Source organism: Mycobacterium sp. E342 (genome assembly GCF_001667665.1).
Classification (GTDB): Bacteria; Actinomycetota; Actinomycetes; order Mycobacteriales; family Mycobacteriaceae; genus Mycobacterium.
Window position 1 is genome coordinate 1 of sequence record NZ_LZJM01000044.1, and the last position, 544, is coordinate 544.

The following is a 544-nucleotide window of genomic DNA, read 5'->3' on the forward strand; positions in this document are numbered from 1 at the left end:
ACCACCAGAATCGCGATGTCGGTGGCCTTTGCCCCACGGGCACGCATGGCGGTGAACGCCTCGTGACCCGGGGTGTCGATGAAGGTGATCGGCCGCTCGGTGCCGTCAAGGTCGACGGAAACCTGGTACGCACCGATGTGCTGGGTGATGCCACCGGCCTCGGCCTCGCGCACGCTGGCGTTCCGGATCGTGTCCAGCAGTCGCGTCTTACCGTGGTCGACGTGACCCATCACGGTCACCACCGGCGGCCTGGTCTGCAGGTCCTCCTCGCCGCCCTCGTCCTCGCCGTAGGTCAGGTCGAAGGATTCCAGCAGCTCGCGGTCCTCGTCCTCCGGGCTGACGACCTGGACGACGTAGTTCATCTCGCTGCCCAGCAGCTCGAGCGTCTCGTCGCCGACGGACTGGGTGGCGGTCACCATCTCCCCGAGGTTGAACAGCGCCTGCACCAGCGACGCCGGGTTGGCGTTGATCTTGTCGGCGAAGTCGGAGAGCGACGCGCCGCGGGCCAGCCGGATGGTCTCGCCGTTGCCGTGCGGCAACCGCA

At 67.8% G+C, this 544-nt stretch carries 1 protein-coding gene; it reads right to left on the reverse strand.

Going from position 1 to position 544, the window contains the following annotated elements; all coding sequences use genetic code 11:
* The coding region (locus A5692_RS02440) for a translation initiation factor IF-2 N-terminal domain-containing protein (RefSeq protein ID WP_156765891.1) at positions 1-544 on the reverse strand (544 nt) is incomplete at both ends.